Origin of the sequence: Streptomyces yangpuensis, assembly GCF_024666385.1 — a bacterium.
In the GTDB taxonomy this organism is placed as follows: domain Bacteria; phylum Actinomycetota; class Actinomycetes; order Streptomycetales; family Streptomycetaceae; genus Streptomyces; species Streptomyces yangpuensis.
Window position 1 is genome coordinate 139,837 of the sequence record NZ_CP102515.1, and the last position, 25,620, is coordinate 165,456.

Annotated in this window: 23 protein-coding genes and 2 pseudogenes; 11 read left to right on the plus strand and 14 right to left on the minus strand. The window is 70.6% G+C overall.

Going from position 1 to position 25,620, the window contains the following annotated elements:
* Nucleotides 1–26 precede the first annotated feature (26 nt).
* From NRK68_RS34450 to NRK68_RS34465, 4 genes and pseudogenes are all read right to left on the minus strand, one after another.
* Nucleotides 27–650 (minus strand): hypothetical protein, encoded by a 624-nt coding sequence (locus NRK68_RS34450; protein ID WP_257858272.1) that lies wholly within the window; start codon nt 648–650, stop codon nt 27–29.
* Nucleotides 651–927: 277 nt separating this feature from the next.
* A pseudogene (locus tag NRK68_RS34455) lies at nt 928–1,326 on the minus strand (competence protein CoiA family protein); the annotation flags it as partial.
* A 427-nt stretch (nt 1,327–1,753) separates the two neighbouring features.
* A complete protein-coding gene (locus NRK68_RS34460) occupies nt 1,754–1,987 on the minus strand; it encodes a hypothetical protein (protein ID WP_257858118.1) in 234 nt (77 codons plus the stop codon).
* Nucleotides 1,988–2,032: 45 nt separating this feature from the next.
* Entirely contained in the window at nt 2,033–3,178 is a 1,146-nt protein-coding gene (locus NRK68_RS34465; RefSeq protein ID WP_257858119.1) for a competence protein CoiA family protein, read from the minus strand.
* A 358-nt stretch (nt 3,179–3,536) separates the two neighbouring features.
* Between NRK68_RS34465 and NRK68_RS34470 the strand changes: the two genes are divergently transcribed.
* Nucleotides 3,537–3,896 carry a hypothetical protein gene (locus NRK68_RS34470; protein WP_257858120.1) on the plus strand — a complete coding sequence of 120 codons (360 nt, stop codon included), beginning with the start codon at nt 3,537–3,539 and terminating at the stop codon, nt 3,894–3,896.
* Between the two features lie 303 nt (nt 3,897–4,199).
* Here the strand turns inward: NRK68_RS34470 and NRK68_RS34475 are convergent, their stop codons facing one another.
* The 3 genes from NRK68_RS34475 to NRK68_RS34485 form a co-directional block, all read right to left on the minus strand.
* Nucleotides 4,200–4,868 (minus strand): hypothetical protein, encoded by a 669-nt coding sequence (locus tag NRK68_RS34475; RefSeq protein WP_257858121.1) that lies wholly within the window; start codon nt 4,866–4,868, stop codon nt 4,200–4,202.
* A gap of 126 nt (nt 4,869–4,994) precedes the next feature.
* Complete coding sequence (gene dnaB / locus NRK68_RS34480) at nt 4,995–6,338, minus strand: replicative DNA helicase (protein ID WP_257858122.1); 1,344 nt, start codon at nt 6,336–6,338, stop codon at nt 4,995–4,997.
* Between the two features lie 79 nt (nt 6,339–6,417).
* Nucleotides 6,418–7,023: a DciA family protein gene (locus tag NRK68_RS34485; RefSeq protein WP_257858123.1), complete on the minus strand. Its 606-nt coding sequence runs from the start codon at nt 7,021–7,023 to the stop codon at nt 6,418–6,420.
* 129 nt (nt 7,024–7,152) lie between these two features.
* On the opposite strand from NRK68_RS34485, the gene NRK68_RS34490 reads away from it, so the two are divergent.
* Nucleotides 7,153–8,157: a DUF6083 domain-containing protein gene (locus tag NRK68_RS34490; RefSeq protein ID WP_257858124.1), complete on the plus strand. Its 1,005-nt coding sequence runs from the start codon at nt 7,153–7,155 to the stop codon at nt 8,155–8,157.
* A 163-nt stretch (nt 8,158–8,320) separates the two neighbouring features.
* On the opposite strand, the gene NRK68_RS34495 is transcribed toward NRK68_RS34490, so the two are convergent.
* From NRK68_RS34495 to NRK68_RS34525, 7 genes are all read right to left on the minus strand, one after another.
* On the minus strand, nt 8,321–9,166 hold the full coding sequence (locus tag NRK68_RS34495; RefSeq protein ID WP_257858125.1) for a DciA family protein: 846 nt from the start codon (nt 9,164–9,166) through the stop codon (nt 8,321–8,323).
* Nucleotides 9,163–11,748, minus strand: coding sequence for a hypothetical protein (locus tag NRK68_RS34500; protein WP_257858126.1), 2,586 nt, complete (start codon nt 11,746–11,748; stop codon nt 9,163–9,165). The genes NRK68_RS34495 and NRK68_RS34500 overlap by 4 nt, the downstream gene beginning before the upstream one ends.
* 869 nt (nt 11,749–12,617) lie before the next feature.
* Nucleotides 12,618–12,884, minus strand: coding sequence for a helix-turn-helix domain-containing protein (locus NRK68_RS34505; RefSeq protein WP_257858127.1), 267 nt, complete (start codon nt 12,882–12,884; stop codon nt 12,618–12,620).
* Nucleotides 12,885–13,137: 253 nt separating this feature from the next.
* Nucleotides 13,138–13,680 carry a GNAT family N-acetyltransferase gene (locus NRK68_RS34510; protein ID WP_257858128.1) on the minus strand — a complete coding sequence of 181 codons (543 nt, stop codon included), beginning with the start codon at nt 13,678–13,680 and terminating at the stop codon, nt 13,138–13,140.
* Between the two features lie 9 nt (nt 13,681–13,689).
* Nucleotides 13,690–15,027: an NsdA family TPR-like regulatory protein gene (locus NRK68_RS34515; protein ID WP_505514231.1), complete on the minus strand. Its 1,338-nt coding sequence runs from the start codon at nt 15,025–15,027 to the stop codon at nt 13,690–13,692.
* 213 nt (nt 15,028–15,240) lie between these two features.
* Complete coding sequence (locus tag NRK68_RS34520) at nt 15,241–15,936, minus strand: AAA family ATPase (RefSeq protein WP_257858130.1); 696 nt, start codon at nt 15,934–15,936, stop codon at nt 15,241–15,243.
* Nucleotides 15,933–16,691 (minus strand): GntR family transcriptional regulator, encoded by a 759-nt coding sequence (locus tag NRK68_RS34525; RefSeq protein WP_257858267.1) that lies wholly within the window; start codon nt 16,689–16,691, stop codon nt 15,933–15,935. The genes NRK68_RS34520 and NRK68_RS34525 overlap by 4 nt, the downstream gene beginning before the upstream one ends.
* Nucleotides 16,692–17,055: 364 nt before the next feature.
* Here NRK68_RS34525 and NRK68_RS34530 point away from each other — a divergent pair, with 364 nt between their 5' ends.
* The 9 genes and pseudogenes from NRK68_RS34530 to NRK68_RS34570 all read left to right on the plus strand — a co-directional run bounded on the left by NRK68_RS34530 (nt 17,056) and on the right by NRK68_RS34570 (nt 25,590).
* Nucleotides 17,056–17,664, plus strand: coding sequence for a hypothetical protein (locus NRK68_RS34530; protein WP_257858131.1), 609 nt, complete (start codon nt 17,056–17,058; stop codon nt 17,662–17,664).
* Between the two features lie 239 nt (nt 17,665–17,903).
* A complete protein-coding gene (locus NRK68_RS34535; protein WP_257858132.1) occupies nt 17,904–18,179 on the plus strand; it encodes a WhiB family transcriptional regulator in 276 nt (91 codons plus the stop codon).
* Between the two features lie 238 nt (nt 18,180–18,417).
* Nucleotides 18,418–18,657, plus strand: a pseudogene (locus NRK68_RS34540) (DUF5999 family protein); the annotation flags it as partial.
* Between the two features lie 234 nt (nt 18,658–18,891).
* The gene (locus NRK68_RS34545) at nt 18,892–19,272 is read left to right on the plus strand and encodes a hypothetical protein (protein ID WP_257858133.1); all 381 of its coding nucleotides are present in this window, start codon (nt 18,892–18,894) and stop codon (nt 19,270–19,272) included.
* Nucleotides 19,273–19,422: 150 nt separating this feature from the next.
* Nucleotides 19,423–21,753 carry a DUF2637 domain-containing protein gene (locus tag NRK68_RS34550; protein WP_257858134.1) on the plus strand — a complete coding sequence of 777 codons (2,331 nt, stop codon included), beginning with the start codon at nt 19,423–19,425 and terminating at the stop codon, nt 21,751–21,753.
* A 276-nt stretch (nt 21,754–22,029) separates the two neighbouring features.
* Nucleotides 22,030–22,545, plus strand: a complete 516-nt coding sequence (locus tag NRK68_RS34555) for a hypothetical protein (RefSeq protein WP_257858136.1) — start codon at nt 22,030–22,032, stop codon at nt 22,543–22,545.
* 3 nt (nt 22,546–22,548) lie between these two features.
* A complete protein-coding gene (locus NRK68_RS34560) occupies nt 22,549–22,749 on the plus strand; it encodes a hypothetical protein (protein WP_257858138.1) in 201 nt (66 codons plus the stop codon).
* Nucleotides 22,750–22,882: 133 nt separating this feature from the next.
* On the plus strand, nt 22,883–25,144 hold the full coding sequence (locus tag NRK68_RS34565) for a hypothetical protein (RefSeq protein WP_257858139.1): 2,262 nt from the start codon (nt 22,883–22,885) through the stop codon (nt 25,142–25,144).
* 11 nt (nt 25,145–25,155) lie between these two features.
* The gene (locus NRK68_RS34570) at nt 25,156–25,590 is read left to right on the plus strand and encodes a hypothetical protein (protein WP_257858140.1); all 435 of its coding nucleotides are present in this window, start codon (nt 25,156–25,158) and stop codon (nt 25,588–25,590) included.
* The last annotated feature ends 30 nt before the right edge of the window (nt 25,591–25,620 follow it).

Below are 25,620 nucleotides of genomic sequence, written 5' to 3' on the forward strand. Positions count from 1 at the left end.
GCTCAGCCCGTTGGTCCCAACAGGGGTCACTCTTGGATGGGCCCCGGTTGACGGGATGCGGCAACGTTGACGAAGTCGCTGCGACCGGTCACGGGATTCAGGACCGCGACCTGAAGGGCGGGTCGTGGAGCAGCCTCAATCTGGGCGAGCCATGTCGGGCCAGGCACCAAGATCGTCAGGCTTCCCGGCCATCTGATGAGGGCCTCAGGGGCCGGACACACCACGCCAGCCAGACGGGGGTCGCTCCACTCTCGTGGCCGGGTGTAGACGAGGAGGCCGTTGCCGTGAGGAGGGCTCTGGTCACCGTAGACGACTGTCTTGCCCGAGGCAGAACGGACCATTTGTATGAAGACTCGCCACAGCGCGGCGTCGATGCCCGCGTGCTCGAGGAAGCCTGCCAGCCGCTGCAGCTCGGCCATCCATTCCTGCTCGGCCTGAATTGCCCGGGCTGCGGCATTGCGGCGCCACTCCTGCAGGGCGGCGGCCCGGGCTTCGGCCTCCTGCCGTTGCTGCTCCGCGACTCGTCGGTCCCGCTCGGCCTGCCGTCGGGCCTTCTCCGCGGCGGCTACCCGTGCGGCGGCTTCCGCACCGGCTTCCAGGCGGGCACGTTCGATCGCGAGGTTCAGATAGGCAGGGGCTGTCCACCACACCGTGCTGTTCGGCCCCGTGGACGTGCACCCGCCCCTCCAGGATCCACTTGATCGCGTCTCCGAGCGGACACGTGATGTGGACCCAGGCCGCCTTCGCCTTCAACGTGCGCGGTGTCCAGGTGTAGCTGGCCATTCCGTGCCGTACCTGCCAGGTCCCGCTCTCTCCGGGGAACGGCACACGCAGCGTGGGCACGACCCGCTGCCAAGGCCGGTCCTGCGGCCCTACCCAGCACACCGCCACTCCGTCTGCGGCATACCGCTCTGTCCGCATCCGGGCCTCGTCCGGGGTCATGGGCGACAGCTGTGCCTCCAGAGCCATGAACGGACGGCCCTGCTCGTCGAAGACCATCACGTCGGCCCGCCAGTTCCGGGACTCGCTGGCGACCTCAAGCTCTGCCCGCCAGCCCGCTGCCCTTGCAGCCATTGCCAGCTCACGCTTCAGCCGGTGATGCTCCGGCGACTCGTTCGCAAGCTCGCATTCCTCCGGGCGCGTCTGGTGGTAGAAGTGCCGGGAAGAATGCTGAGAGACCCGGGCGAAGACGCGGCCCTGGCATTCCGGACACGCCAGATCCATCCCCTGAACGCGGTGGATGTCCTGCCACGAGCGGCCACAGCCGAGATCCTCCACCGAGGCGTCCAGCCTGCCCCAGTCCCGATGGATAGCGGTGTACCCCATCGACGCCCCCCGTCATCCGCCACGAGGCCAGCGTCCCCCGCGCTCTAGCGGGCCCTGCAGTGCTTTCCGGAGAACGGCGTGATCCGACCTCTTGCACGACAGAACTGAGCCACGAAGTGGTGCTCCGCGGGCTCCACCGCCTGGCCCTCGCCGACCTCGCCCTCTGTGCCCGCCGCGCACCGGCCTGCGCTCCGTTCCCGCCGGACCGCGACGCTGCTGCCGGCCGCCTCACCCGTTCGCCATAAAAGGCTTCCTGAGCTGCAAGTTCACAACACCACTATCTGGGACACAGGAGAGGACACAGGGACACAAAAGCACCGACGGAGGTGGGCCGGGGTGGACATCGGGCAGCTCAGGCCCGTTGTCACCCCGATATCCACCTCGCAGCCGTGGGTCGTCAGAGGGGCTCGGCCTCGCCCCTGGAAGCTCAGTACATGGTCAGTTGCTCATGTTCGGGCAGGTCCAGGTCGGTGATCCGACCTTCGGGAATGACCGCGGACAGTTCCCGGGCCTCCTGGGCGCTTCGCGCGAAGGCGTGCAGGCGCGCGATTCCGGGTGAGGCGGCGACCAGGCGGGGGCAGGGGCGTACGACCCCGTACAAGAGCCGTCGCTTCCCCATCGTGTACACGGGCACCCCGTAGGCGTACTCCGAGGACATCATTGGATTCTCCGGGATGTCGACCCGAACGTTTGACTCACGCCACGCCTATTCGGCGACGGCGGCGAGCAGTTCAGCCTTCTGCTGCTGCGACAGCCTGCTCCACCACGCCCTCGCGGTCTCCAGCGCCAACCGCTGCGTCTCCTTCAGTTCGGCCTGCTCCAACGCGAGTCGCGCGTCTTCCTCTGCCTTCTCCCGGGCCCGGCGTGCGTCCTCCACCTCACGTAGCTCGCGGACCTTCTCCCAGTAGACGCGGGACTCCTCCGCCCGCTTCTCGCGAAGCCGCTCAGCCTCCTCCGCCCTCCGAGCCTGCTCCTGCTCCGCCCGCAGCCGGCTCTGCCGATCAGCCTCCTCCTTGAGCAGCTTCTGACGGGCCTCGCGTTCCTCCCTCGCCAGTTCCTGGCGCTGACGCATCGCGTCGTGCTTCTCCTGGGCTGCGGCCGACTGCGCCGACGTCCACCACTGACTGCGCCGGAACTGCCGCTGCTCGCCGTCGACGACCCGGTACACCCGCCGGTACCGCGGCAGGCTCTCGACCGGAACCACCTGTTCGTGGAGCGCCCACCGGACGAACTGGAGGAGTTCCTCCTCGCGGAACATCCAACGGCCGGCAGCGGAGTCGAAGCCAGCGAGGCCATCGTCCACCATCCAAAGTTGTGGGCCCTGCTCCTCCGGGGCGCGCACCCGGACCGCGGGCACCGCGCTGATCCAACGCGGCGGCCGTTTGTGCGGGGACACCCAGCACACCCTGACGCCCTCGTCGAGGTAGCGGTCGGTGCGTGCCTGGATGTCGTCCAAGGTGATCGGTGACAACTGGGCCTCCCAGGCCATCCGCTGGGTGCCATCTGCCGAAGCCGCCATGACGTCCGCGCGCCAGGAGCCGTCCTCGGCCGGCACTTCGAGCGTGGCGAACCATCCGGCTGCCCGGATCGCGCCCGCCATCTCCAGCTTGAGCATGTGGTGCTCCCACGACTCATTCGACAGCTCGCACGACGGCGGCCGTCCCGGGTCGTGGCAGAAGAACCGCACACCGGACGGAGAGACCTTCGGGTGAAGGCTCCAGTCGCATTCCGGGCAGGCGAGCGGGATTCGAGGGCGAGCTTTGTGCACCTGAGCCCAGTCCAGGTTGTGCCCGAGGTCGGCAAGGGTGGCGTCGAGACGACCCAGGTCGGGGTGCAGCGCGGTGAAAGGCATGAATCGCATCTCCTGGCGATCCGGCGTACTCGCGGCGTTTCTGACAGGACAGCAGATAGCAGGCGCCACTGACAGAGGGCCTCCAGGTGGGGTGGGTGACCACGCGGATACGGCTCCCCAGCCCGGCAGCGGCGGGCACATATGGGCTGCCCGCCGACGGGCAGGGCTTGGGCATCACGGCGCGGATGTGGTCGAAGAGCCCGGACTACGGCCTTCGTCGGCTTGCCCCTGGGTAGGCAAGGAGTCCTAGGCTCGTTTCGACTCAGGCGAGCTGGAGGGGATGTCACATGACACAGGGGCGGGAAGAGGAGTACGGACCCGGAAGCCCGGACTACGGCCGGGGAGCCCGGATTACGGCTTGTCGTACGAACCCGACCCATGGGCGGACCCAGTTCCGGACGAGAACACGGACTACCGCTTCCGGGAGACGAGCTTCGACGCGGACCATGCGGAGTCCATGTGGGAGGCGGCCTTCCGGGACGGTCACATCACCCGGGAGCAGTTCCAGAACAGGCGGCGGGGAGGAATGGCTCCTGAACAGGCAGAGGCGCCGGACGCGGGGCCGGCTATCAGGTCCGCGATTGAGAACGTGCGAGCCAAGCTCGAGAATCCCGGCCTGTCTCTTGAGCAGCGAGCCATCTATGAAGAGGTTCTGGCATCCCTCCAGCGGATGCTCGATGGGAAGAAGGTAGGGCCCGACGAGTCGGATGTTTCCTAGGGGGTCGCCTATGGAACGTGGCACCTCGGCGGCGCACTCTCGGCGCCGCTGCTGGAACGTGGTGTCGATCGGCGCCTGCGGGTCATCAACATTCCATCCGGCGGTGTCCGCGCTCCACCGGCGCGACGGGTGCCGCTGGCTGCCGAGCAGAGGCGGCGGCCGGTGCCGCCGCCCAGAGAATCTCGTGGTCCCCCGGTAGAGCGGGAGCAGCGGGTGCCCGCCCGGATGACAGCGCACCAGTACCCACCCGGGCGGGGGGCTGGAAGGGAGAGGACGCAAGCCCGCGAGGCCCGAACCTCCTGTTCAGGGTTGGCGCAGGTTCAGCGGGGTCCACTGCAAGGTGCTCCGAGATCCAGTGCGGTACTCGTGGGGGTCGACTTCCATCCGTGTGTCCACGGTCTGGGGGCTGGTGCGGTGCACGACAAGGGTGGGTTTGCAGACATCGGTCATCACCATCGCGGGGTGATCGATGTGCAGCCAGGTGGACATCCGGCGGGAGAGTTGCGGTTCGGGATCGACGACGGTGGTGAGCAGCAGGGGCAGGTCGATCCTGATCTCCCTGACCGACCACATCAGCTGGTCTGCGCGGGACTCGGGCTCGTCCGGGTCGTCAATAGGGTCGTCCCATTCGCGGTACGGCGGTGGGGTGGGGCTGAGGCGTTCATAGCGCTCAATGACTACGAAGGAAGGCTTCTCGCCGTTGATCCTTCGCTGTGCCCGTGCGTTTTCGTCTGCTGGGGTCGGGTTGGGAGTCTCGTCGACGGCCAGCCAGTCGGTCTGTTCGTTAGGGGGATAGCCGGTGTAGAGGAGCGTGGGTACGCCGGCTTTCGCTGCGTGGACGGCGATGTCCCGGCCGACCTTGGCTTCCCGGCTGCCCCGCTGCGCGACGATGCCTACCTTGTGGCGGAAGTTCAGCTCGGCGAGGTCGGTCAGCTCTGGCCACGGCGTGGGGATCGGGGTGCTGGTTTCCATGGTTCGACGCAGCGGCTTCGGTAACGGTGCATGATGCCTCTGCTCGTCGTGCTGGGCCAATGTTCTGTTCCTGTCGGTCAGGGCTTGAAGTCGTGCCGGGCTGATGGGCGACGATGGGGGCGGCTGTCAGGTGGAGGCCATGTCGACGAACCGCGAATAGTGCCCCTGGAAAGCCACCGTGATGGTTGCCGTGGGTCCGTTTCGGTGTTTTGCCACGATGAGGTCTGCCTCGCCTGCGCGAGGGGAGTCCTTCTCGTACGCGTCCTCGCGGTGGAGCAGGATCGCCAGGTCAGCGTTGTCTTCCAGCGCGCCGGAGTCGCGCAGGTCGCTGACCTGCGGTCTCTTGTCGGCCCGTTGTTCGGGGCCGCGGTTGAGTTTGGATACGGCCACGATCGGGATCTCGAGTTCTTTCGCGAGGAGCTTGAGGCAGCGGGAGATTTCGGAGATCTCCTCGTAGCGGGACGAGAAGGGGCGGGTGCCGTAGGTGAACATCTGCAGGTCGTCCACGACGATGAGTTCGATACCTCGCTGAGTGCGCAGTCTGCGGCTTTGTGCGCGGAGCTCGGTGAAGGTGGCGTGCGAGCTGTCCTGTACGTAGAGCGGGGCCGCGGAGGTGTCGGGCATGCGCCGGGCCAGGCGTGTCCAGTCGTCGTCGGTCATGGTTCCGGAGCGCATGTGGTGGAGTGCGACGCGGGACTCGGCGGAGAGGATCCGCATGGCGACTTCAGTCCGGCTGGATTCCAGGGTGAACAGGACGGCGGGCAGGTTGTTCTTGATACTGGTGCAGCGGAGGATGTCGAGGGCCAGCGTGGATTTGCCCATGGCGGGGCGTGCGGCGATCACGGTGAGGTGGCCGGGTTGGAGGCCGCCGGTCAGGGAGTCGAGTTCGGTGAATCCCGTGGGTACGCCGATCGGGTTGCCGCGCCTTTCTCCGATGGCTTCGACCTGGTCGAGGGCGTCTTCCATTATTTCGCCGAGGACGAAGGCGGGCGGGACGCTGTCGGGGCGTTCTGCGGTGGCTTCGAAGATCTTGGCTTGTGCGGCGTCAGCGATTCGGTCGATGAATTCCGGAGTGCCGTCGGCGGCGAGGTCATGGATGTGCAGGGCAGCAGCCTGCAGCCGCCGGAGTCTGGCTGTCGACTGCACCCGTTCGGCGTTCTTGGCCAGGCTTCGGCTGTTGGCCTTCTGCCGGGCGAGGCCGTTGATGTAGTCGGCGCCACCGGCTTCGTCGAGCTGGTCTGCCTTGATGAGGTCCTCACACACGGAGAACGGGTTGGGCGTCTGGTTCGCCCCGTAGATGGTCAGAATGCTGTTGTAAATGACCGCGTGGGCCGGCCGGAAGAAGTCGTGGCCGCGGAGAATCTCAACGGTGTCCGCAATGGCGTCTGTGGAGATCAGCATGTGGTGAAGGACGGCCCTCTCCGCCTGCAGGTCGTTGGGCTGGGCCTGCTCGATGCCGTCCTCGGCCATGTGGTTCCTCTCGTGTCCGGCACCGCGCACAGGTGCCCCGGGTCAGGGTAGCCAGCATGCGGACCGGCCATGATGTGGATCAAGAACGCTTGGAGGCACGGGCGCGGGCCAGGGCAAGGCGGTGGACATCCGGTGCCGTTGACGGAGTCTCGGGTGGGCTCGGCTGGGCGTAGAAAGGGGTGGACGGCTCGTCGTCGCTGGGCTGCGGGGTGTTGTCGGAGGCTACGGAGGCAGGCGCACCACTGGCCAGGCCGGCTCGTCGCCAGAGCGGAGCCTTTTCCGCCGGGAGCTGGGGGTCCTGCGGGGACAGGACCCGGAGCGCACGGATTGCCGCGTGGTCCAGGTTCAGGCGGGCGACGAGCTGGGGCGCGAGGAGCCGCATCTGGCTTGCCCATGCCTTCGAGTCGGCACGCACGATGAACCGGCCGCCGCCGTCGATGTCGACCACCGTCACATGCGTTGCGATCTCGGGTCCGACGATGTCGGGCCAGGACGTGAACAAGGGGTGCACGGCAGGGATTAACCACCCCCGCTCGGACAGCAGGTCGGAGAAGGCCTTCTGCAGGAGCACCGGCCCCGCCCCGGGCTGACTTCGCCGACCTGAAGCACGCTCGCCGCGCCGCCATCGGGCGTCCTGTCTGGCCTGCCGCAGTGCGAGGCGGGCGAGATCCTGATGTTGCTCCATGCGCCCTCCTGGCCTACAGCGATGGTGCCCTCAGGTTCACGATTGTCCTGTACTCGGTGTGTGCTGAGGCATACAAAGGGAGATGTGAACACTGCTCCTTGGGACAGCGGCGGCCGGCTCCCGAAGGCCATGCGCATTCATCCCCACGCACCATCAAAGTCCCTGCGAGGAGACAACACGGGGCGCTGCCTGTACTGCCACAACGTGGTCTGGTGGTACGACCGGGCCGACGGCGGCAGAATCCCTCTGCTGCCCAGGCAGTTCCCCACTTCCCGTGTTCCGCCTCGGGCGCGGTGGAGCGTGGATGCCGGTGTCGCCCGACTCGGGTCGGTCGAAGACACGTGCTGGATCGCGCACCCGACCGTCTGTCCTGGTATCGAGCATGAGGAGTTCACGGACACGGGTCTGGCCGATCTGCACCGGCAGTCCGCCATCAACATGCAGACCGCGATCCGGGAAGGAAGATTCTCCGCGCCCTTGACGGGGGCGGAGAACGACGACCAGGACGCCAGCCGCGAGCGAGGCGGCCGCAGCACTCGCCGGGACGTTGTCGCCTACCACTCCGTGCACCTCCTCGCCCCGTCAACGGTCGGTGAGCTGCTGTGCGTGGCGCTGTCGGAAGCAACAGGACAGCGGTGCGACAACCTGGTGCGTGATGACCGGGCGGGCTTTCAAGGCGAGTGGGCGGAGATCGAGATGCCCTACCCGCGCGACCCGACCGGCGACGCCCCGCTGTGGGAGGGCCAGACCATGTGGGTGTGGAGCCTCAACAACGTCAGCTACAAGGAGAGCGTGCGCTGGCGCGACCAGCACTGCCCCGCCCACGCCGCCGAAAGCACCACGCCCGACGCCCATCCTCGCGAATGTGAGCACTTCGACCCGTTTCGCCACAGCAGCCATATCCGGTACCAGCGGCCGACCACCGTACCCATGTTCTCCCCGGAGCCGAGCAAGGCGACGCGGCTCATCTGCGCCGGGAAGGGGTGCGATGCGGGCAAGGTCGGCGCGGTGCCGGACAGAGAGGTCGTGGAAGGGCTGGGCTGGATGTGCTACAAGTGCCGGCCCAAGCACACGGCTCGCCGTGCCACGCACCGTCGTTGGGAAGCAGATCCGGGCCGCGCCGGCCAGGGTTGACCGTGACCACTTCCCGACCGCGCCCGGACCCGCGCCGCCGTCTACCTGCCCGGCGATCGCCGAAGACGAACACCAGAGGGGCCTGTCCGTGCAGCTGGGGAGCCGCGCACCCAGTCAGCGGCGTCCCCGGTCACCTCTCGCCATAACGTATGCAGCTTCCCTGTCATTGCTGCGGCTCATACCCCCTCACCAGCCCGCCGGGGGTGCGGCGCCCCGGGCAGGGCTGCCCCGCTCGTTCGGCGCGAGCCCGGCGCAGCGCGGCGGCCTCGGTCGCCGCTGCCCGGCGGCGGCGCTCAGTGCGGGCCTGCTCGATCGGGGCCAGCGCATCGTCCAGAACGACGTCGGGCTCGGGGAACGCCCAGTGCGACAGCTCGCGCATCTCCTTCGTCTGCCGCTCCACCGCTTCCGCGATCGCCCGGTCCACCTGGGACGGTGGCACGGCCTGGCGGTACGCCTCGATCGCGCGGCGGTACCCGTCCGGCGGTGTCCGGCGCTCCACCGGACCGGCTGGTGAGGCAGGCGCGGGCGAGGCCGGAACAGCATCGGCCGGGGTGGTGAGGCCGGTCTTCACGGGCGCGGGCGCCAGGACGTCCAGGGCGCGGACGTTCGCGCTCGGCACCCGCTCGTTGGCCGCCGCGACCAGCTGCGGTGTGCTCCAGCGCAGCTTCGTGCCGACGGCCGGGGCGTCGGGGACGACGTCCAGGCGGCCGGTGTCCACGTCGAACGCCACGGCCTGGACGCGTCCGGCGAGCTCGGGCACGGCCGCGGCGAGGATGGCGTCGAAGTCAGCGAGGACGGATCCGCCGGCGGCCGGGGCGACCATGCCGCGCTCGGTCATCATCATGCCGATCGCCGCGCCGAGCCCGAGCGGCTCGCGCCCGTCGCGCCGGACGGCCGTGGTGGTGCGCCGCTTCGGCTTCTGGCGGGTGGCGCCGTTCTTCTTCGCCGCCTCCCGGGCCGCGACCAGGGCCTGGCGGGCAAGGTCGACGCCGCTCAGCTCGGTGGTCATGCGGTCACCGGCCCGGTGACGTCGCCGTCCAGCGGGCGCGCGGCGAGGCCGGGCAGCCGTTCTGTCCACGACGCGGGCTTCTCGGGCCGGGCGGCGGACTGCTCGCGCAGCTGTTCCAGCCGCGCCGCCAGCAGACACTCGGCCACGCGGTCCCGGGCCGTGTCGGCGGCCTTCGTCGCGGCGGCGACGGCGTCCGCGCCGGTCGGGTTGTTCCGGAACCACGGGCGGCCCTGCTCGAACCGGTATGCACGCCGCGCCTCGGCTTCGGCTTCCTGGCTGCCGCGCAGCATCGCCAGGGCGTTCTCGTGGTACTCGCCGACGGCCTGCTGCGCGCTGTGGAACGCGGTGAACACGTACGCGTCCGCAGCAGCCTGCGGATCGGCCCCCAGGATGGCCACGTTGGTGATCTGGAGGAACTCCTGCCACGCGGCGGCGGTGCCGTCACCGATGGCCGTGCGGGCCCCGGCGACGGCGGCCGCGATGCTGCCCGGGTCGCTCAGGTCGGCGGAGCCGGCCGCCGCGAGGAGACCGGCCTCACCGATCAGGACCTCGGTCTTACGGCGGTGGTCGCACGCCTCGCACAGCCCGGCCGCCCGGCCGCGCCCGCAGTCCTGGCACGCCAGCGCCTGGCGGACCGCATCGGCGGCGGCCGCGGCCTGCCGTTCGCGTTCCGCCTGCTCAGTGGCTGCCGCACGGGCCGCATCGCGCCGGGCCCGCTCCGCGCGGGCCTGCTCCTGACGCCATGCGAGGTCCTCCGCATCGAGGGCCGCCTGCTCGCGCAGCCGCTCCTCGAGGACGCGCCGCCGCTCGCCGTCGCCCAGGCCGGGCAGCGCCCGGTCGATCTCCGCGCCGATCCGCGCACGGCGAGCCCGGCGGAGGTGGATGACGTTGCCGCAGTTCTCGCAGTCCTCCCCGGTGTCCAGCCGGATCCCGTCGTCGCACTTGCGGTGCGAGCACGCCTGCCGCTGGGGCAGACCCCGCCGGATCAGCCACGGGAACGGCTTGTCGACCAGGGCCTCGCCACCAGTCGCCTCCAGCCGGCCGGTGAGTCGGTCGGCCAGCAGCCGCGGTGCACCCTCCGGCGCCACACCCAGGCCCTCCATCTGCGCCAGCTCCGCCTTCGCGGCCGCCTCCACCTGGTCCTGCTGCCACCCGGACAGCCGCTCCCACAGCCACGAGACCGGCCCCAGCGCCACCCGCAGACGAAGATCAGCAGGCAGGCCCACCCTCCGCTGCTGCTGTGCCTTTCCACCGCCCATGGCCTTCGGCCGGCCACCGGCAGCAGCCCCGGCAGCACACTGCCCATCACGCTCATCGACCGGGGACTCCTTCGGCTGTTCCCCGCGGAGCGGGCCGCCCTCAACCACCGGCGACGTCGAACCGGCAGCGGTGTCATCGCCGTTGGCGTCCTGGTCCTGGCCCGCACACGCGCGCTCCGGCCGACGGCCCTCAGCCCCACGGCCTCCGCCGGAAAAGCCACCAGAGAGCGAGAGAGAACCACGAGGAGTAGCCACAGAAGCGTGAGAGGCGTGAAGGTGTGCAGCATCGGCGCGGTCTGCCGAATCGGCCTCCACGCCCTCCCCGGCGCCCTGAACCCCAGAAACCACAGGGGCCGTAACCTCAACCGTCGCCTCAAGATCGCCGGATGCAGTAACGGCGAGGTCTGAAAACACCGCGTCGGCGGCCTCCCGGGCCTCCCGGACGGCGATCCCGTGCGCCTTGGCGACCGGCACCAGCCGGACCCGGCTGCGCGCGTTCAGCCCCGACGCCGTCTCCCGCCGGTCAACCGACAGCACGTCCTGCTCCTGGAGCCGGGACAGCACCTTCGCCCCGCCCGCCGGCGAGCAGCCCAGCAGCCGCGCCACCGTCGCCGCCGGACGGCCCCGCTGGGTGTCCACGCTGCCCGAGCACAGCTGCAGCCACCCCTTCGCGTTCGAGGACAGCACCATCAGCAGCAGTCCGAGCCGGTCCGTCGCCGCCCCGCGCCCCGTACGGTCCGCGAGCATCCCGGCCGGGGTCACCCGGCCGTCCTTGTGCTCCCAGCCCGGCGCGAACAGCGCCTCGACCAGCGCCAAGAGCACGACCAGCTCCACCCGCGACAGCGCCAGGACGTGCCGACGGTCGCCACCGTGCTGCGCCCGGTACATCGGGATCACCCACCACTCCAGGCCCGTCATCCGGCCGGCCGCGCTGACCGTCTCGTTCGACCCGAGCACGCCACGGTCGCGCAGCTGCGGAAGGACGTGGTGCGCGATCCGGGACGGCTTCAGCCCGACCCACCGGCCGAGCTCCTTTGCGGTGATCGTCGTGCGGTAGTTCGTCGCCACCTTCGCCTTCGCCATCAGCACCACCGCCGCCAGGCGCGCCGGGTCACCCGCCCCGTCCAGGGCGGGGTCGGACACCAGGGCACGCACCGCGGCGAGCAGCCGGGAGCGCATCGTCTCCGTCAGCTGGAGCGGGTTGCCCAGCTCCAGCGGGGCGACCGGACCGGCCTGTGCCGGGACCGACCGCAGCCGACGACGCGAGGCTCCGCCGGTACGCGGGCGCGGGAACACGGCGGACGGCGCCGCCACGGCGCTCACTGGCCCGCCCGGATGGAGGAGATAGAGATCATCTCGGCAGCCTGGCCCAGGCAGCCTGTGGACAGAGCCCGGGAAGCGGCGAGACCCCTGATCCCTCCCACCCAGCGGGCGACAACTTCCGATCGCGTCCCGCCACACGGGACGACGCCCTCGCGGATGCCTCCGTCGACGGAGTTGTCGACGACCTCCGGGAGCGAGTGCACGAGCGAGGCGGCAGACGCCGCGACCCCGCCCATCGAACCCGCCCCGAAGACGTTGCTCTTGTAGCTTCCTACCGGAAATCCCTCTTCCTGTACGAACCGGGAAAAGGGGCATGAACCGTACGTCGATCCCGTCACACGGGACGACCGTCGAACCTGAACCGGGGTGAAACGGACAGGGTCAGGCTGACAAGGGGACACCACGTCGTGCACTATGAGAAACGACCTGCTCTCCATATAGCTGGACGACCGTGCCCCTCGGGGCTGGCCCACCGGATGTGTGGATGTGACGGGTAAGCCCCCCTTCGTGAGAAGCGGGGCAGACACCGACCGGGTGGGGGGAGATGTCTCCGTCCCTCCCGGTACTGCTGAACCGCGAAGCCCCTGTGGTGGGGGCCCGCGGGTAACGCAACTGCTAGCTACAGCTGTGGTGGCCGTGGTTAGTGGCCGGTGACGATGGCCCTGGTTAGGGGCCGACGTGAAACGAGCGGCTCGGTGAGCCGCAGCTCAGGACCAGCGCGAACTGGGACCTGAGCAAGACGGGCCGCGCGAGGCCAGCGGGTGGTTAATCCGCTTCTTGGCGCGCGCGGCCGATGGCCGTTAGGTCATCCCGACCCCCTCGATACCGAAGGTGGCGTCGGCGACCCCGGATACAGCCCAGACGTGAAGTCACCCCTCATCGGGAGCCCCCGTGACTGCATCCGGGTGCTTCGCGGCGAGCTTCCGCAGAAGGTGCGCGTACTTCAGGCGATTACCGCGGTGAGGTTGGGTGAGTCCTGCCTCCCACCGCGCGACGGCGACGCGTTGGACACCGATGGCGGCCGCGACTTCGGCCTGCGTGAGGCCGGCGGCAAGCCGCAGCTGCTGCCGGACCTGCGGCGAGGGGAGGGTGCCCTCCTCCACCAGGGCGTCAATTCGCCTCAGCGGATCCGACATCCCAACCCCCACCCTAGAAAACCTTTCCTGAAAAGATACACGCCCTCGGTGATCTACGTTACTGAGAACGAGCGTGTTGTCGCGCGAGCCGCCTGTTCCTCCCTGCCCTCCCCGACGACTGTTCCGTTCCTGGCGTGAGAACGCGCAGGTAGAACCACTTGGTGCCCCAAACGTGGCACGGATTCCGGCCCGTTGCTGCAGCGCCTTAGAGGTTCAGGCGAGCGGGTGAGTTCAGGCAGAGCCATGACGGTGGTTACGGGCGCCACTCGCTCTCCAACACCGAGTACAGCACGCTGTCTCGCCAGCTTCCGTTGGTGTGCACGTGGTCGCGGAGCACGCCCTCTCGCTGAAATCCGAGGCGCTCGACAAGGGCGATCGAGGACAGATTCGACGGGCCGATGGCGGCGCTGACGCGGTGCAGCCCGAGTTCGGCGAATGCGTACGAGGTCAGGCAGCGGGCTGCATCCGTGGCGTACCCGCGGCCCCACTCCTGCGCGGCGATCGCATAGCCCAACTTGCCGGCCCGGGTGCCGGCGAAGGCGATGCGGGCGAAGCCGACAACGCGGTCTTCGCCTTTGGGCGTCACCGCCAGGTAGTACTCGGTGCGGGGCTGTTCCTGGGCGCGGGTGACCGCGCCGTCGACCATGGCGACGGCCTCGGCCCTGGAGCGGCTGTCGAAGGACAGCCAGCGGGTGACCTGGTCGTCGCCGATGATGGCCAGGACGTCGTCGACATCAGTCGGGGCGAACTCCCGGAGCGCGACCTGGTCGCCGATGAGGTGGATCGGGTACGTCAACGGGGGCTCCTAGCGGGGCAGCGACTTCAGCGGGGTGCGGGTGAACGCCTCGATCTGTTCCTGCAGGCCCGACGCGTCCTCGGCGAGCGGGGAGTCGCGCAGAGCGCGGTGTACGCGCTGGGTCGCGTTGACGATGCCGTTGATGCGCTGCTCGGGAGCGAGGTCGAGGACCGGTGCCACGGCCTCGGTCGCGCCTTCCAGCTCGCCCATCTGGATGCGCGTGATGGCAAGTGCGCTGCGTGCTCCGGCCTGGTCGCCAAAGGCCCACTCGGGGGAACTGCTGTCTTCGTAGGCCGCGACGGCGCGGGTCGCGTAGTCGTTGGCGACGCTGCTCTGAGAAGGCAGCCAGGACAGGGCTTCCGCCGCGTAGTAGATCTGCCGAGTTCGGCCGAAGAGGCAGAGGCCGCCGAGCTCGTCGACCTCGTCTTGCTGGACGAGGTCCCAGGCGCGCTCCGCGCGTTCGATCGCGGCGCGGGCTGCGTCGGCGTTGCCGAGCGCCGCGTGGGCACGGGCCTCGTTCATTGGCAGCCAGACGCTCGACGAGTTGACCGCCGCGAACTCGGCGCCGGACTGGGCGTAGCGGACCGACTCCCGGGTCCGGCCGGCCCAGTACGAGACCAGCGACTGGACTCCGCGGATCCAGGCCCGAAGCCCGTTGTGGTCCGCTTGATCCGCGCACACGAACGCGGTCCGGGCCTGGGTGAGTGCCGCGTGCGGGTCCGCCAAGTCGTGGCTCGCCTTCGCGAGCAGACCACCAGTCACCCCGGCGAGGAAGTACAGCTGGCGAGCCTGTGCGGGGCGACGCTGCTGCTCCAGCAGCGTGTAGATCGTGTCCTGCGTCGTGATGAGGTCCGGCAGCAGCTCCGACAGCGGCCTCTGCGGATAGTCCATCGCCAGATTCTGGACATCCGCGTGGACCTGCTCCATCACGTCCGCCGTGAGGTCGGTCTGACCCGCCGTGAAAGCGAAGCTTTTGGCTCGCCGTGCAGCCATCTCGATCAGCTCCCTGTCCGCAGTGGGCTCTCCTGTCGCCAGGATCAGCCCGGTGGGTTCGTCGACCGCAGGCAGAGACCCCGCCCAGGGGGCGAGGAGCTCTTCCAACGGCATGCCGAACATGCTTTGCAGAACACGGCGCATGACAGGGGTAGTACTGGCTCGTTCACCGCTGGCAAGCCGACGTAAGTGCCGGGTGCTGAGGGTGACGTTCTCTCCAAGCCCTGTAGCGAGCTGCCCGAAGTCCCGAACGATCTCGTCGTACGTGCGCGGCTGCTGCCGCAGCAGGTACTCCAATCTCGTCCGCGGATCCCCTTGACTGGCGCTGCCGGCCACCGGTCCTCCCCGAGTCACGAAATCGTGCTCTGCGCCCTCAGTGTCAGTCGCAAGCGACGCCGAGTCAGCAGAGCAAGGGCCCTGGTCCGCTAGCGGTCCGCTTCTTGTCCGGGACTGGTCCAGGACCGGTCCGCCGCCGGACCTCGTGTGGTCATGCTCCCTCATCCCACCCTGGTGATCGACAAGTTCGCATCCTCGATTACGGGAAGGCGGGAGCCAATGTGGGCCGCCCTAGGTAGAAGGACGTCCACGGCGGAACTGCGCCAGGACGTGTTCCGGGTGACCGTCGTACACGATGTGCGGCTCTCCGTCGGTCGGTGGGACGAAGCGGCCCGCGTGGCGCAGCAGGTCCTCCTCGCTGAACTCGATCGCGTTGGCGTCGACCAGCGACTGCTCGTTTCGCTGCTGGATCCGGTCCCAGCGCACCTCGTGCGGCACGGGCAGGTAGATCAGGACAGGCGCGCCGCCGGCCTCCATCACCGTCGCAGCCCAGTGGGCCCGCTCTTCGTGAGTCCAGAATCCGTGGTCGACCACGACGTCGTGTCCGGCCTCCAGGAGTTCCTGCAGCTCAAGCGCGATGTCCTTCAGCACAGGGGCCTCCCGGACCTTGAACTCGCCCCGGGGGAAGTCCCTGCCGTAGTGGCCGTACCGGCGGAACATCTCTTCGTCTGGGCAGAGGCGCCGGAACCCGGTCTGCTCCAGGGCGCGGGCGAGGGTCGTCTTGCCGGATCCCTGCAGGCCGGACAGAAGGATTGCCCGTGGTGCGGGTCCCGGCTGGCCGGACAGGGCTGCGGAGATGCGTCGGATCTCGAATCGTCCTTCCAGAGGCAGGGTGTCGGTGCGCTGTGCGTGCAGGAGCACGTCCAGCCGGTGCTCAAGGCACCCGACGAGGGTGTCATCCAGAAGCCCGCAGCTGTGTGCGGTCACCGCAGGACCTCCGACGTTGTCCTTCGCGTGCGGCCCGGAGCGCCCAGGTCCACGCCGTACTCCAGCACCTCGCCATCGGCGTCCGTGAAGCGGGCGGTGAGGACCAGGATCGCCGCGGTGGTGCCGGCCTCCAGCTCCAGGAGCTCGAGGTCGTCCGCGGTGGCGATTCGCGCTGACTCCTCGTCGATCCGCTTAGCAACCTGGCGTCCGGTGGCCCGAGCGATCAAGTCGAGCGACAGCCCGCCCTTGAGTCGCGCGCTGCGCGCGAGTTCCGGCAGCACCCTAGCGAACTCGGCGGGGATCCAGGACGTGGAGTGGGAGACGATGCCGTGATCGTCCCGGTAGACGCGGCTGCGGCGAATCACGTCGTCACCAGGCGAGATGCCCAGCGCGTGCGCAACGTCCTCAGGAGCTTCGACTATGCCGGCTGTGTGGCCGGACGACTTCTCGCCGACGCCCCAGGAGGACTGGGTCTTGCTGCTGCGGTCGTGACGTTCCGATCCAGAGGACAGCGAGGTGGGGCGGGCCATCACCTCTGTGCCCACGCCCGGGATGCCCTGCACAAGCCTCTCCTCGCGCAGCAGCCTCATCGCACGGTCTGCGGTAGCGGTGCTGACGTTCCACTCGGTGGACAGCGCCTTGATGCTGGGCAGGAGATCGCCGGGCGCGAGGTCCCCGGAGCTGATCAGGTCGCGGTAGTGGCCCGCGATGCGCGCGTACGGCGGCCGGTTGTCGGCTCGGGGTGGCCCGGACATGTGCTTCGCCTCCTTCAGGTTCATCTGGTTGCCTCACTATACCGCTTGACACCTGAGGATACCTGATGCAACCTGATGTATGTAAGGCGGTGGCCCTCCGGGAGCACCGAGTGACACCGGCAAGACCGCAGTAGTCGTCCGCCCTTCGGGGTCGGCCGGAGTAGTCCTCCCCAGCCTGCTGGGAATCGGAGGGCGTGAGAGCACCATCGAACTCCTCCGGAGCCTGACGGCCGCGACCACTGCGTGTACATCGCAGCGCTGTGCGCTGTCTGTCCTACGGGACGCCGGCCTCGTGCCTGCGGCCTGCAGGGCAGAGAGAGCATCGCAACCCGCGCCCCTGCCGCTCCGCCTGTGAGGAGTCCAGATGTCTGCTTCGACCCTTGAGCGCACCGCCCGCCCCCGCCGGAGCCGGACCCGCTCCCGCACCGTCAACGCCCGCCCGGCGCTGGCCCTCTCCACCCTCAAGCCCCATCAGTACGACCTGCGCCCCGCCTGTGCCTCGCTGGTCTGCCCCGACTGCGAGACGTGGGTGCCGATCACCGGCTTCGGCACCAAGACGACCAAGGTCGTGCCGCACGACACCGGCCGCGCGGGCAAGGACGCCGCCGTCCGCTGCCGCCTGGGCAGCAACCGCCTGGTCACGGTCAACGTCACGGTCCGCAAGTGGGCGGAGCGCCTGGAGGACGGTCACGCGGAGACGGGCCACCGCCGCAAGACCACCGTGCGGCGCAAGCCGAAGGTCGCCGTCGCCCCGGCCGTCAGCCAGATCGCCGCGCAGAAGCAGGCACCGGCGGATGACGAGCGCAGCAACGACCGGATCCTGCGGCTGCGGCGCAAGGAACAGTGGGCGGCGACCGAGTCCGCCGTCCGCGACGCCGACACCCGCCGCACGCAGCTGCCCGCCGGCGCCGCGCCGCTCGGAGCGCCGCCGGTGCCGCTCAAGACGCTGCACCCCGAGCGCCGCGCGAGCTGACCAACCCCGCACGAACGACCGCGGCCCCGTCCATCCCGATCGCTCGGGATGGACGGGGCCGCGGCTGCTCGTACGAACAGCCTGAACAGCCCGACAGCCCCGGTGACTTGAGACCCTCCGGGGCTGTCCAGGACCTACGTGGAGGACCTGATGCCCACCAGCATCGCACGGAACGACAGCGACTCCGACCCGATCATGGACGAGGCCCTCCGCCGCGTTCGCGAAGGGCGGTGACCGGGATGGACTGGCGACACAACGCGGTCTGCCGCGAGGAAGACCCCGAGCTGTTCTTCCCCATCGGCAACACCGGCCCGGCGCTCCTGCAGATCGAGGAGGCCAAGGCTGTCTGCCGCCGCTGCCCGGTCATGGAGCAGTGCCTGCAGTGGGCGCTGGAGTCCGGCCAGGACGACGGCGTCTGGGGCGGCCTGTCCGAGGACGAGCGGCGGGCGATGAAGCGCCGCGCCGCCCGCAACCGGGCCCGGAACGCGAGGAACGGGGCGGGGGCTGCGGCATGACCGACGCCGACCAGAAGCGGCTGGAGGACAACCTCCGCCGCACGAACGAGGACCACGACCTCGGCCGGCGCCTGCACGGCTGAGGCTCCGTACGACTGACCGCGGTGCGGGACGGAGACCCAACTCCGATCCCGCACCGCGCTGCTCCACCAGGCCGGTCGCCCGCCACACGGGCAGCCGGCCTTTCGCACGCCTCCAGCCCGGGAGAGTCTCGGGCCCGCATCCCGCAGGAGAGCCCATGCGTACCAGCACCGACACCGCGACGACCGCCAGCACCACCCGGCTGCCGGAGTCGCTCTGCACGCACAACCCGAAGTGCCCGACGGCCGACAGCCCGGACCGGGAGGCCGCGAAGGTGGTGGCCGCCCACCCGGAGCAGGGCTGGAGCCTGCTGTGCAACGCCGTCCTGGTCTTCGAGGACACCGGCGAGCTGCTCCCCGACGGCCGGATCGTCGCCCCGCACCGGCCCACCGGCGCCGTGGACACCGCGCTCCCCCTCCTCGCGGACGCCCACCCGCTCATCGGCGGCACGACGCGCAGCGGGAAGACCAGCGCGGCTGCCTTCCGCGCGGCGGCGTCCCTGGCCAACGGCGCCGCGTGGTCGGCCTGACGGCTGCCTGATCCGCCCGCACCGGCCCGCCGAATCCCGGCGGGCCGGGTCGGGCGGTGACTGGGAGCCGGACAGTCCGGACCACTGAACCAGGGAGCCCGTATGCACGCCTTCTCCGAGCCCGCGACCGCCAAGGGCAAGGCCGTCTCGTTCCAGCGCGACGACTTCGTGCTCTACCGCGACCCGGAGCGGTTCTGGCGCGGCGAGCCGAACCACACGTTCGTCTGCCGGGTCAGCCGGGTCAACACCTACGTCTCCGGCGGCGTCCGCTACGCCCTGCTGCCGGTGCAGGGCGGCTTCGTCAACGACGCGCAGGGCGAGTACATGCGGCTGCTGCCGCCGGCCGACGCGATGCGCGACATCGACACCGCCCCGCTGAACACCGCGGGCGCGGCGGACGAGATGACGGCGGCCGCGATGGCCTGGCTCACCCAGCAGCACCAGACGGCCAACCGCCGCCCGGAGCTGCCCGCCAGCGACTGATCCACCAGCCCCCGCAGCAAAGCGGTCCTCCGAGCCCCTGGCATTGAAGCTGCCGGGGCCTCGGAGGACCTGGTCCTGACCCTACCGACCGACGCTGCCCCGCGGTGCCCCTCTTCACGGAGGCGCCGGAACGTACGAGAGGACATCCCCGTGGCCACCAAGAACGCCGCCCGTCGCCGGGCCCAGCCCAAGCGGCAGCCCCGCACCCCCGCCGCCCGGCAGACGCCCGCGGCCGCCGTCCCGGACCAGGCCGCCGCCCCGGCCGCCGAGACCACCGTGCCGCTGGTACACGAGGAGGCCGACCCGGTCCTGGCCGACGCCGCCGACCGGGCCGCCGACCTCCGCGCTCAGGCGGCCGCCGACGCCGTCCGGATCGTCGCCGCGGGCGAGGCCCGCGCCGCCGAACTGCTGGACGGCGCCCGCTCGGAGGCGGCCACCCTCACCGAGGAGGCCACCGCCGAGAAGGCCCGCCTCCTGGCCGACGCCGCCACGGCGGCCGCCCAGGCCCGCACGGACGCCGAGGCCAAGGCGGAGCAGCTGCTCGCCGACGCCCGGGACAAGGCCGAGGCCCTCACCACCGAGGCCAGCGGCAAGGCCGATGAGCTCCTGGCCGCTGCACACAAGGCCGCCGACCGGCTCCGCGAGGACGCCGCGACCACGGCGGCCGTCGACGCCCGGCAGGTCCGCACCGACGCCGAGACGACGGCGGAGCAGCTGCTCGCCGACGCCCGCGCGGAGGCCGACACCCTCACCACGGCCGCGGCCGGGAAGGCCGAGGAGGTCCTGGCCGACGCGAACCGCCAGGCGCAGGACGTCCTGTCGTCGGCGGCCGCCGACGCTGAGCAGGCCCGTAAGGAGGCCGACCGGGCGGCCGAGCGGGTTCTCGCCGAGGCGAAGGAGAAGAGCACCGAGCTCCTGGCCGGGGCCGAGCGCACCGCCGCCGACACCCGCAGGGGCGCGGCCAAGGACGCCGAGGACCTCCTGGAGCGGGCCCGTGCCGACGCGGAGCGGACCCGCCGCAGCGCGGACGAGCAGGCCGCGCAGGTGCGGTCCGGGGCGGAGAAGTTGGCCGCCGGCCTTCGCGCCGACGCCGACCGCGCTCTGGACGACGCCCGCAAGGCCGCCGAGGAGCTGCGGGCCGCCACCGACAAGGACGTCACCCGGCTGCGGAACCAGGCAGAGTCCGACGCGAAGGCGGCCCGGGAGGCGGCGGCCAAGGCCACGACCGACCAGGCCGCCGCCGCCCAGGCCCTGGCCGAGGCCGAACGCACCCTCGAGGCCGCGACGCAGCGCACCGTGCAGCGGGCCAGGCGCCGGGAGATCCGGGCCGAGTCCCGCGCCAAGCGGCGCAAGGTTCGCGACGAGGCCCGGCCCGCCGGCGGTGTCCCGCCGCTGTCCGGGCAGGAGCTGCTCCTGGTCGTCGGGATCGTCCTGGCGGCCGCGGCCGTGTCCACCCTCGGCCTGCTCTCCTCCTACACCGCGCTGGAGGCCAAGGCGGCGGCGTGGGGCTGGGAGTGGCCGTGGCTGCTGCCGGTCGGCATCGACGTCGCGATCCCGGCGTTCACCGGCGCCAGCCTGATCCTGATCCGGATGGGGATGGAGCTGCGCTGGATCCGGTGGGTTCCCCGGGTGCTGACGGCGGTGACCGTGTACCTGAACTGGAACGCCTCGGACTCCGCGGCGGGCCGCATCGGGCACGCCGCCCTCACCCTGCTCTGGGTCGTCTTCTCGGAGATCGCCTCCCACGTGTACGCCACGAGGATCGGCGCGGTCACCGGCAAGGTCCGGATGGAGACGGTGCGCCGCAGCCGCTGGCTGCTCGCCCCGATCCCCACCGCCCGGCTTCGCCGCCGGATGATCCTGTGGGAGATCACCTCCTACGCGGAGGCGCTCACCCGTCTCCAGGAGCTGACCTACCTGCGAGCGCAGCTGAAGGAGGAGTACGGCTGGCTGTGGCGGTGGAAGGCGCCGCTGGACAAGCGGATGGCGCTCAAGCTCGACACGGCGCCCGCCGCGCTCGCCGACGCGCTCACCCCCGAGACCGCTCACACCGTCGAGCGCGTGGACGTGAGCGCCGACGCTCACCCGGAATCGAGCGGCGCTCACCCCGAGGTGAGCGCGCTCACCCCCGGCAACGGCGAGGGTGAGCGCGAGCGCCCCGCGCTCACCGCAGGCGCTCACCGAGGTGAGCGCCCCGTGGAGGGCGACGACGCTCACCGAGCGGAGGGCGGTCGAACCAACAGCGAGCGGGACGCGCTCACCGAGCGCCGCCACGATCGGATCCGGCTCCTCTACACCGAGCTCGGGCGCCGTCCGCAGTGGACGGAGATCCGCGACGCGCTCACCCAGGCCGGTTTGTCCGACGAGCCGGTCTCCCGCCCGACCGCCCAGCGCCTGCGCGAGCAGGTCGAGGAGGGCACCCCGAGCGCCCCGGCGAGCGCGAGCGTGAGCGCCGGGGCGAGCGTCCCGGTGAGCGTCTGAGCGCCCACCGCGCTCACCGCCCGACCTGAGCGCCAACCGGCGCTCACCGCACCTGCCGCTCATGGTCGCCCCCGGCCCGCGCCCACGCTCCCCCGAGCGTGAGCGCGGACCGGTGACGGCCACGGCCGGCAGGCCCGCGGTCCGCACCCGCCCCGAGCGAGGCGCGGACCGCCCGCCCGAACCGAGCACCACCCCGGCCCCGCACGCACGCCTCGGGGACACGGACCCACGAACCCCATCCCCCCTCCCCACCCCGAGACCTGGAGGTCTTCTGCCATGCCCGAGAACAACAACCGGTGGACCTCGGACCACCTCATGAAGCCCGGCGGCACCGCCGTCTACGCCGCCCAGCAGCGCGAGCGACTGCGGCAGATGGCCGACGAGGTCAGGGCCCTGCTCGGCGAGTACCGGGCCGACCTGGAGAACCTCAAGTTCGACGGGGACAAGCCCTTCGAAGCCCGACTCCGGGCCTATCTCGCCTCCCGTCCGCTGGCGCAGCTCGAAAAGGACCTGCGGGCCGCCGTAAACCACGTCGGAAAGCTCGACCCCGAATTCCAGCGACGCTACGTCGAACTTCCCGCCAAGCGCGAGGAGAAGGCGGAGAAGAAGGAGCTGGAAAAGGCCCACAAGAAGGGCCTGGCCACCGCCCGCGCGGTCAACACCGCCGGACACCTCAACGGCATCAGCAGCGCCCTGGTCGAGCCGACCGGCGACGGGAAGGGAGTCGTACAGAAGACCGGCACGGACGGCCCTCACAACACCTTCCTGGACTTCCTGGAAAAGAGGGCCTGATACATGGCCGCTCACCTTTCCAAGGGTCAGACGGCGCGCTGGAACAAGCGCCTGGCGGAGACCACCACGAACAAGGCGCGGGCCACCGCGCTGTGGGACCTCGCCCGCCTCCTGGCGGGCACCGACGACAGGGCGTGGGCCGACCTGGTCCTGCTGCTCCAGGGCTGGACCACGGAGCAGCAGGGCCGGCCGACCTCGCCGTAACGCTCCGCGCTCATCACAGCTCATCATCACCGCTTCACCCCCTGAATCCGGGGGCCCAACATGCGCGCCTATACGCGCGCGTGAGGCCCCCCGGATCCGTGACCCGGAGTGACTGATCGAATGGAGACGGCCGATGGCCGACGACGACGCCGGGGTGACCGTCCTCGGCTTCCCCGGCGGGCTCACGATCCCGGGGCCGGTGGGCAGCGGCCCGCCGGCCCCCGGGGCGGACACCCCCACCCTGACCGCCCTGCCCACCCTGGCGCCCCCGCCCTCCCTGCTGGTCGCCGGGAATTCCGACGTCGGCGCAGGCGGTGACACCACGGCCACGCACGCGGACCCCGGAATCTCGGACAGTCCGCAAGGGCAGGGAATCGCCGCCATGTCGGTGGTGATGATGGCCGGTATTACCGTCGCCGCAATGCGTGGCGCATGGAATGCCGCCGCTTATCTGAAAGCCCGCCACGAACACCACCGGGCAATTGCAGATAAGCAGCAGGCGGCGGCCGATAAGGCCACCCTCGGCGTTGAAGCGGCTCGCCAGAAAAGCCGCTTGCAGGCCGGTCCCGAATTCGGGCGCAGCACCCGCACATCAGGCGGTGGTGGCGGCCGGACAAACTCCGGAAAGAATTCCCCGCCTGCCGCGTTCCGCTCCTCCAGCGGCTCCAAGCCGCCGGGCGGCTCCGGAACCAAGACGCCCAACAAGGGGCCTGGAGGCGCCTCTGGCGGCCGTACGCCGTCGCTGGGCACCGGCGGGCGCGGAGGCGGCGGCGGAGGCCGCAGGGGCGCCCTGGAGGCCTCCGGGGCAAAGGGTTCCGGAAAGCCCGGAGTTGGGGGTGGGAAGACCCCGGCAACCGGCACGAAGAACAACTCCGGAAGCCTCTCCGGAGCGGTTCGCGACCGGGCCGCCGACCGGATCCGCAACGGCCCCAAGCCGAAGCACAGCACCGGCACCTCCGGCTCTTCCGGCAAGTCCGGCTCGGGCGGCGGCGCCACACCGTCGTCCGCCTCGAAGCCGGGCCGCGGTACCGGAACGAAGACCAGCCCGTCCGGGTCCAAGCCCGGCACGGGCTCGGGGACGAAGCCCGGCTCGGGCACGAAGCCCGGACCGTCCGGCACCAAGCCCGGCTCGTCCGGGACGGGATCGAAGCCCGGCCGCAAGCGGCCGTCCTCGCCCACTCCGTCCAAGGGCCGCAAGGGCAAGGGCAAGAAGAGCGGGAGGAAGCCGGGCGCCGGCGGCCCCCCGAAGCGCACGGGCAAGGCCCGGGTCACCCTCCCGGCGGCCATCGCTGCGGAATCGGAGCGGCGGCTGAACAAGCGCCGCAAGCACCTGACACCGGTCCTGACCACGGTCCCCAAGGGCAAGAACAAGAGGAAGAAGCCTGCCCCGGCCGGGACGACTACCCCGGCCGGTACGGCCAGGCCGAAGGTCGACCTGACCAAGAAGCCCAAGCCCGGGACGACCACCGCGACTGGTACAGCGACGCCGAAGGTCAGCCTCACGAAGAAGCCCAAGCCCGCCACCACCACCGGGGCCGGTACGGCGCCGAAGGTGAACCTGCGCAAGAAGGTCCGCCTCACCAAGAAGCCGCAGAAGCCCGGACCGGGCCCGGCCGCCGGCCCCACCGGCAGCACGGGCACGACCGGGCCCACGCCGACCGGCCCGGCCTCCAAGGGGAAGGGCGACAAGCGCGGTTCGCTCCGCGGCTGGTGGGAGCGGGCGGGCGCGCGCCGCTCCGGGAAGCCTGACCCGGGCCCGGCCAGCTCCACCAGCTCGGTCACGACGGCCGGACCGGACCCGGCATCGGCACCGGCCGGAGGGTTCGGCCCTCCCCCGGGCTGGGGCTACGCCGAAGGCACGACCATCACCGTCGAACAGGCCGGCGGCCAGGTCTGGGAGGCACGCCAGCGTGAGGCGCGCCGCCGGGCCGGGGTTCCCGCCGGGGCGATTCCCGCAGCAAGAAAGGGAGGAACCGTAGTGACCGTGCCCGTCCCGACGAAGGCACCAAACACCCAGTACGCGGACAGCGACCTGACGATCTACGACGTCATCGAATCCGACGCCGACATGGCCGAGGAGATCATGGCGGGCGTCGACGAGGCCCGTGCCGCCGCCGAGGGCTGCGAAAAGATGATGACGCGGCTGGAGGCCCTGCACGAGAAGATCGTCGACCTCAAGGTGCCCGGCGTCCTGGAGGGCTGGGTCCTGATCCTCGCCGAGAAGGCCGTCAGCGTGAAGGCGAAGGCCGAGGCCCTGGCGGAGAAGCTGCCCGCCGCCTCCGAGGCCATCGCGAGCGCCGGCGAGAACGCCGAGCGCCGCCACAAGCCGCTCGCCGACGCCGTCCGCGACGCCGGACACGCCGCCCCCGCCGAGCGCGACTACCACGTCGAATAGGAGAACCCACCGTGTCCGACCTCGTACCCGTCATCGGCGGCGCCCTCCGGGCGACCGGCGCCACCATCGTCGGCGCCGTCCGCTTCGGCATCGTCGTCGCGCAGCTCACCGCCGCCAGCGCCACCATGGCGGGCCTCTCCCACCAGGTCCGCTCCACCTTCAAGTACGTGGAGGACTGCGCGAAGTCGGTCGACCGGCTCGCCGACCAGGCCGCCGCCCTCAGCGTCGACCAGTCCACCGTCAACGAACACCGCGAAGCGGCGACCGTGATGCGGTCCTGCAAGGACGAAGCCGAAGCCATGGCCGTGGAGTGCGAGGAGATGTCCACGCTCTTCCACGAGACCGCCGACGCGCACATCGCCGACTACGGCGCCGTCGCGGACGCCGCCAACAACATGCCCGACGGCATCGAGATGGCCGACCGCACCTTCTACAGCAACCGCTGACCCACCCGCTCCGCACCAGCACGAAGGGCG

Bases quoted from the DNA above. Each gene is read 5' to 3' on its own strand.
- NRK68_RS34475 (WP_257858121.1), bottom strand. From the start codon at position 4,868: ATGGAAACCAGCACCCCGATCCCCACGCCGTGGCCAGAGCTGACCGAC.
- NRK68_RS34545 (WP_257858133.1), top strand. From the start codon at position 18,892: ATGCACGCCTTCTCCGAGCCCGCGACCGCCAAGGGCAAGGCCGTCTCG.
- NRK68_RS34460 (WP_257858118.1), bottom strand. From the start codon at position 1,987: ATGATGTCCTCGGAGTACGCCTACGGGGTGCCCGTGTACACGATGGGG.
- NRK68_RS34565 (WP_257858139.1), top strand. From the start codon at position 22,883: ATGGCCGACGACGACGCCGGGGTGACCGTCCTCGGCTTCCCCGGCGGG.
- NRK68_RS34490 (WP_257858124.1), top strand. From the start codon at position 7,153: ATGCGCATTCATCCCCACGCACCATCAAAGTCCCTGCGAGGAGACAAC.
- NRK68_RS34525 (WP_257858267.1), bottom strand. From the start codon at position 16,691: ATGTCCGGGCCACCCCGAGCCGACAACCGGCCGCCGTACGCGCGCATC.
- dnaB (WP_257858122.1), bottom strand. From the start codon at position 6,338: ATGGCCGAGGACGGCATCGAGCAGGCCCAGCCCAACGACCTGCAGGCG.
- NRK68_RS34485 (WP_257858123.1), bottom strand. From the start codon at position 7,023: ATGGAGCAACATCAGGATCTCGCCCGCCTCGCACTGCGGCAGGCCAGA.
- NRK68_RS34495 (WP_257858125.1), bottom strand. From the start codon at position 9,166: ATGACCACCGAGCTGAGCGGCGTCGACCTTGCCCGCCAGGCCCTGGTC.
- NRK68_RS34560 (WP_257858138.1), top strand. From the start codon at position 22,549: ATGGCCGCTCACCTTTCCAAGGGTCAGACGGCGCGCTGGAACAAGCGC.
- NRK68_RS34535 (WP_257858132.1), top strand. From the start codon at position 17,904: ATGGACTGGCGACACAACGCGGTCTGCCGCGAGGAAGACCCCGAGCTG.
- NRK68_RS34555 (WP_257858136.1), top strand. From the start codon at position 22,030: ATGCCCGAGAACAACAACCGGTGGACCTCGGACCACCTCATGAAGCCC.
- NRK68_RS34505 (WP_257858127.1), bottom strand. From the start codon at position 12,884: ATGTCGGATCCGCTGAGGCGAATTGACGCCCTGGTGGAGGAGGGCACC.
- NRK68_RS34530 (WP_257858131.1), top strand. From the start codon at position 17,056: ATGTCTGCTTCGACCCTTGAGCGCACCGCCCGCCCCCGCCGGAGCCGG.
- NRK68_RS34465 (WP_257858119.1), bottom strand. From the start codon at position 3,178: ATGCCTTTCACCGCGCTGCACCCCGACCTGGGTCGTCTCGACGCCACC.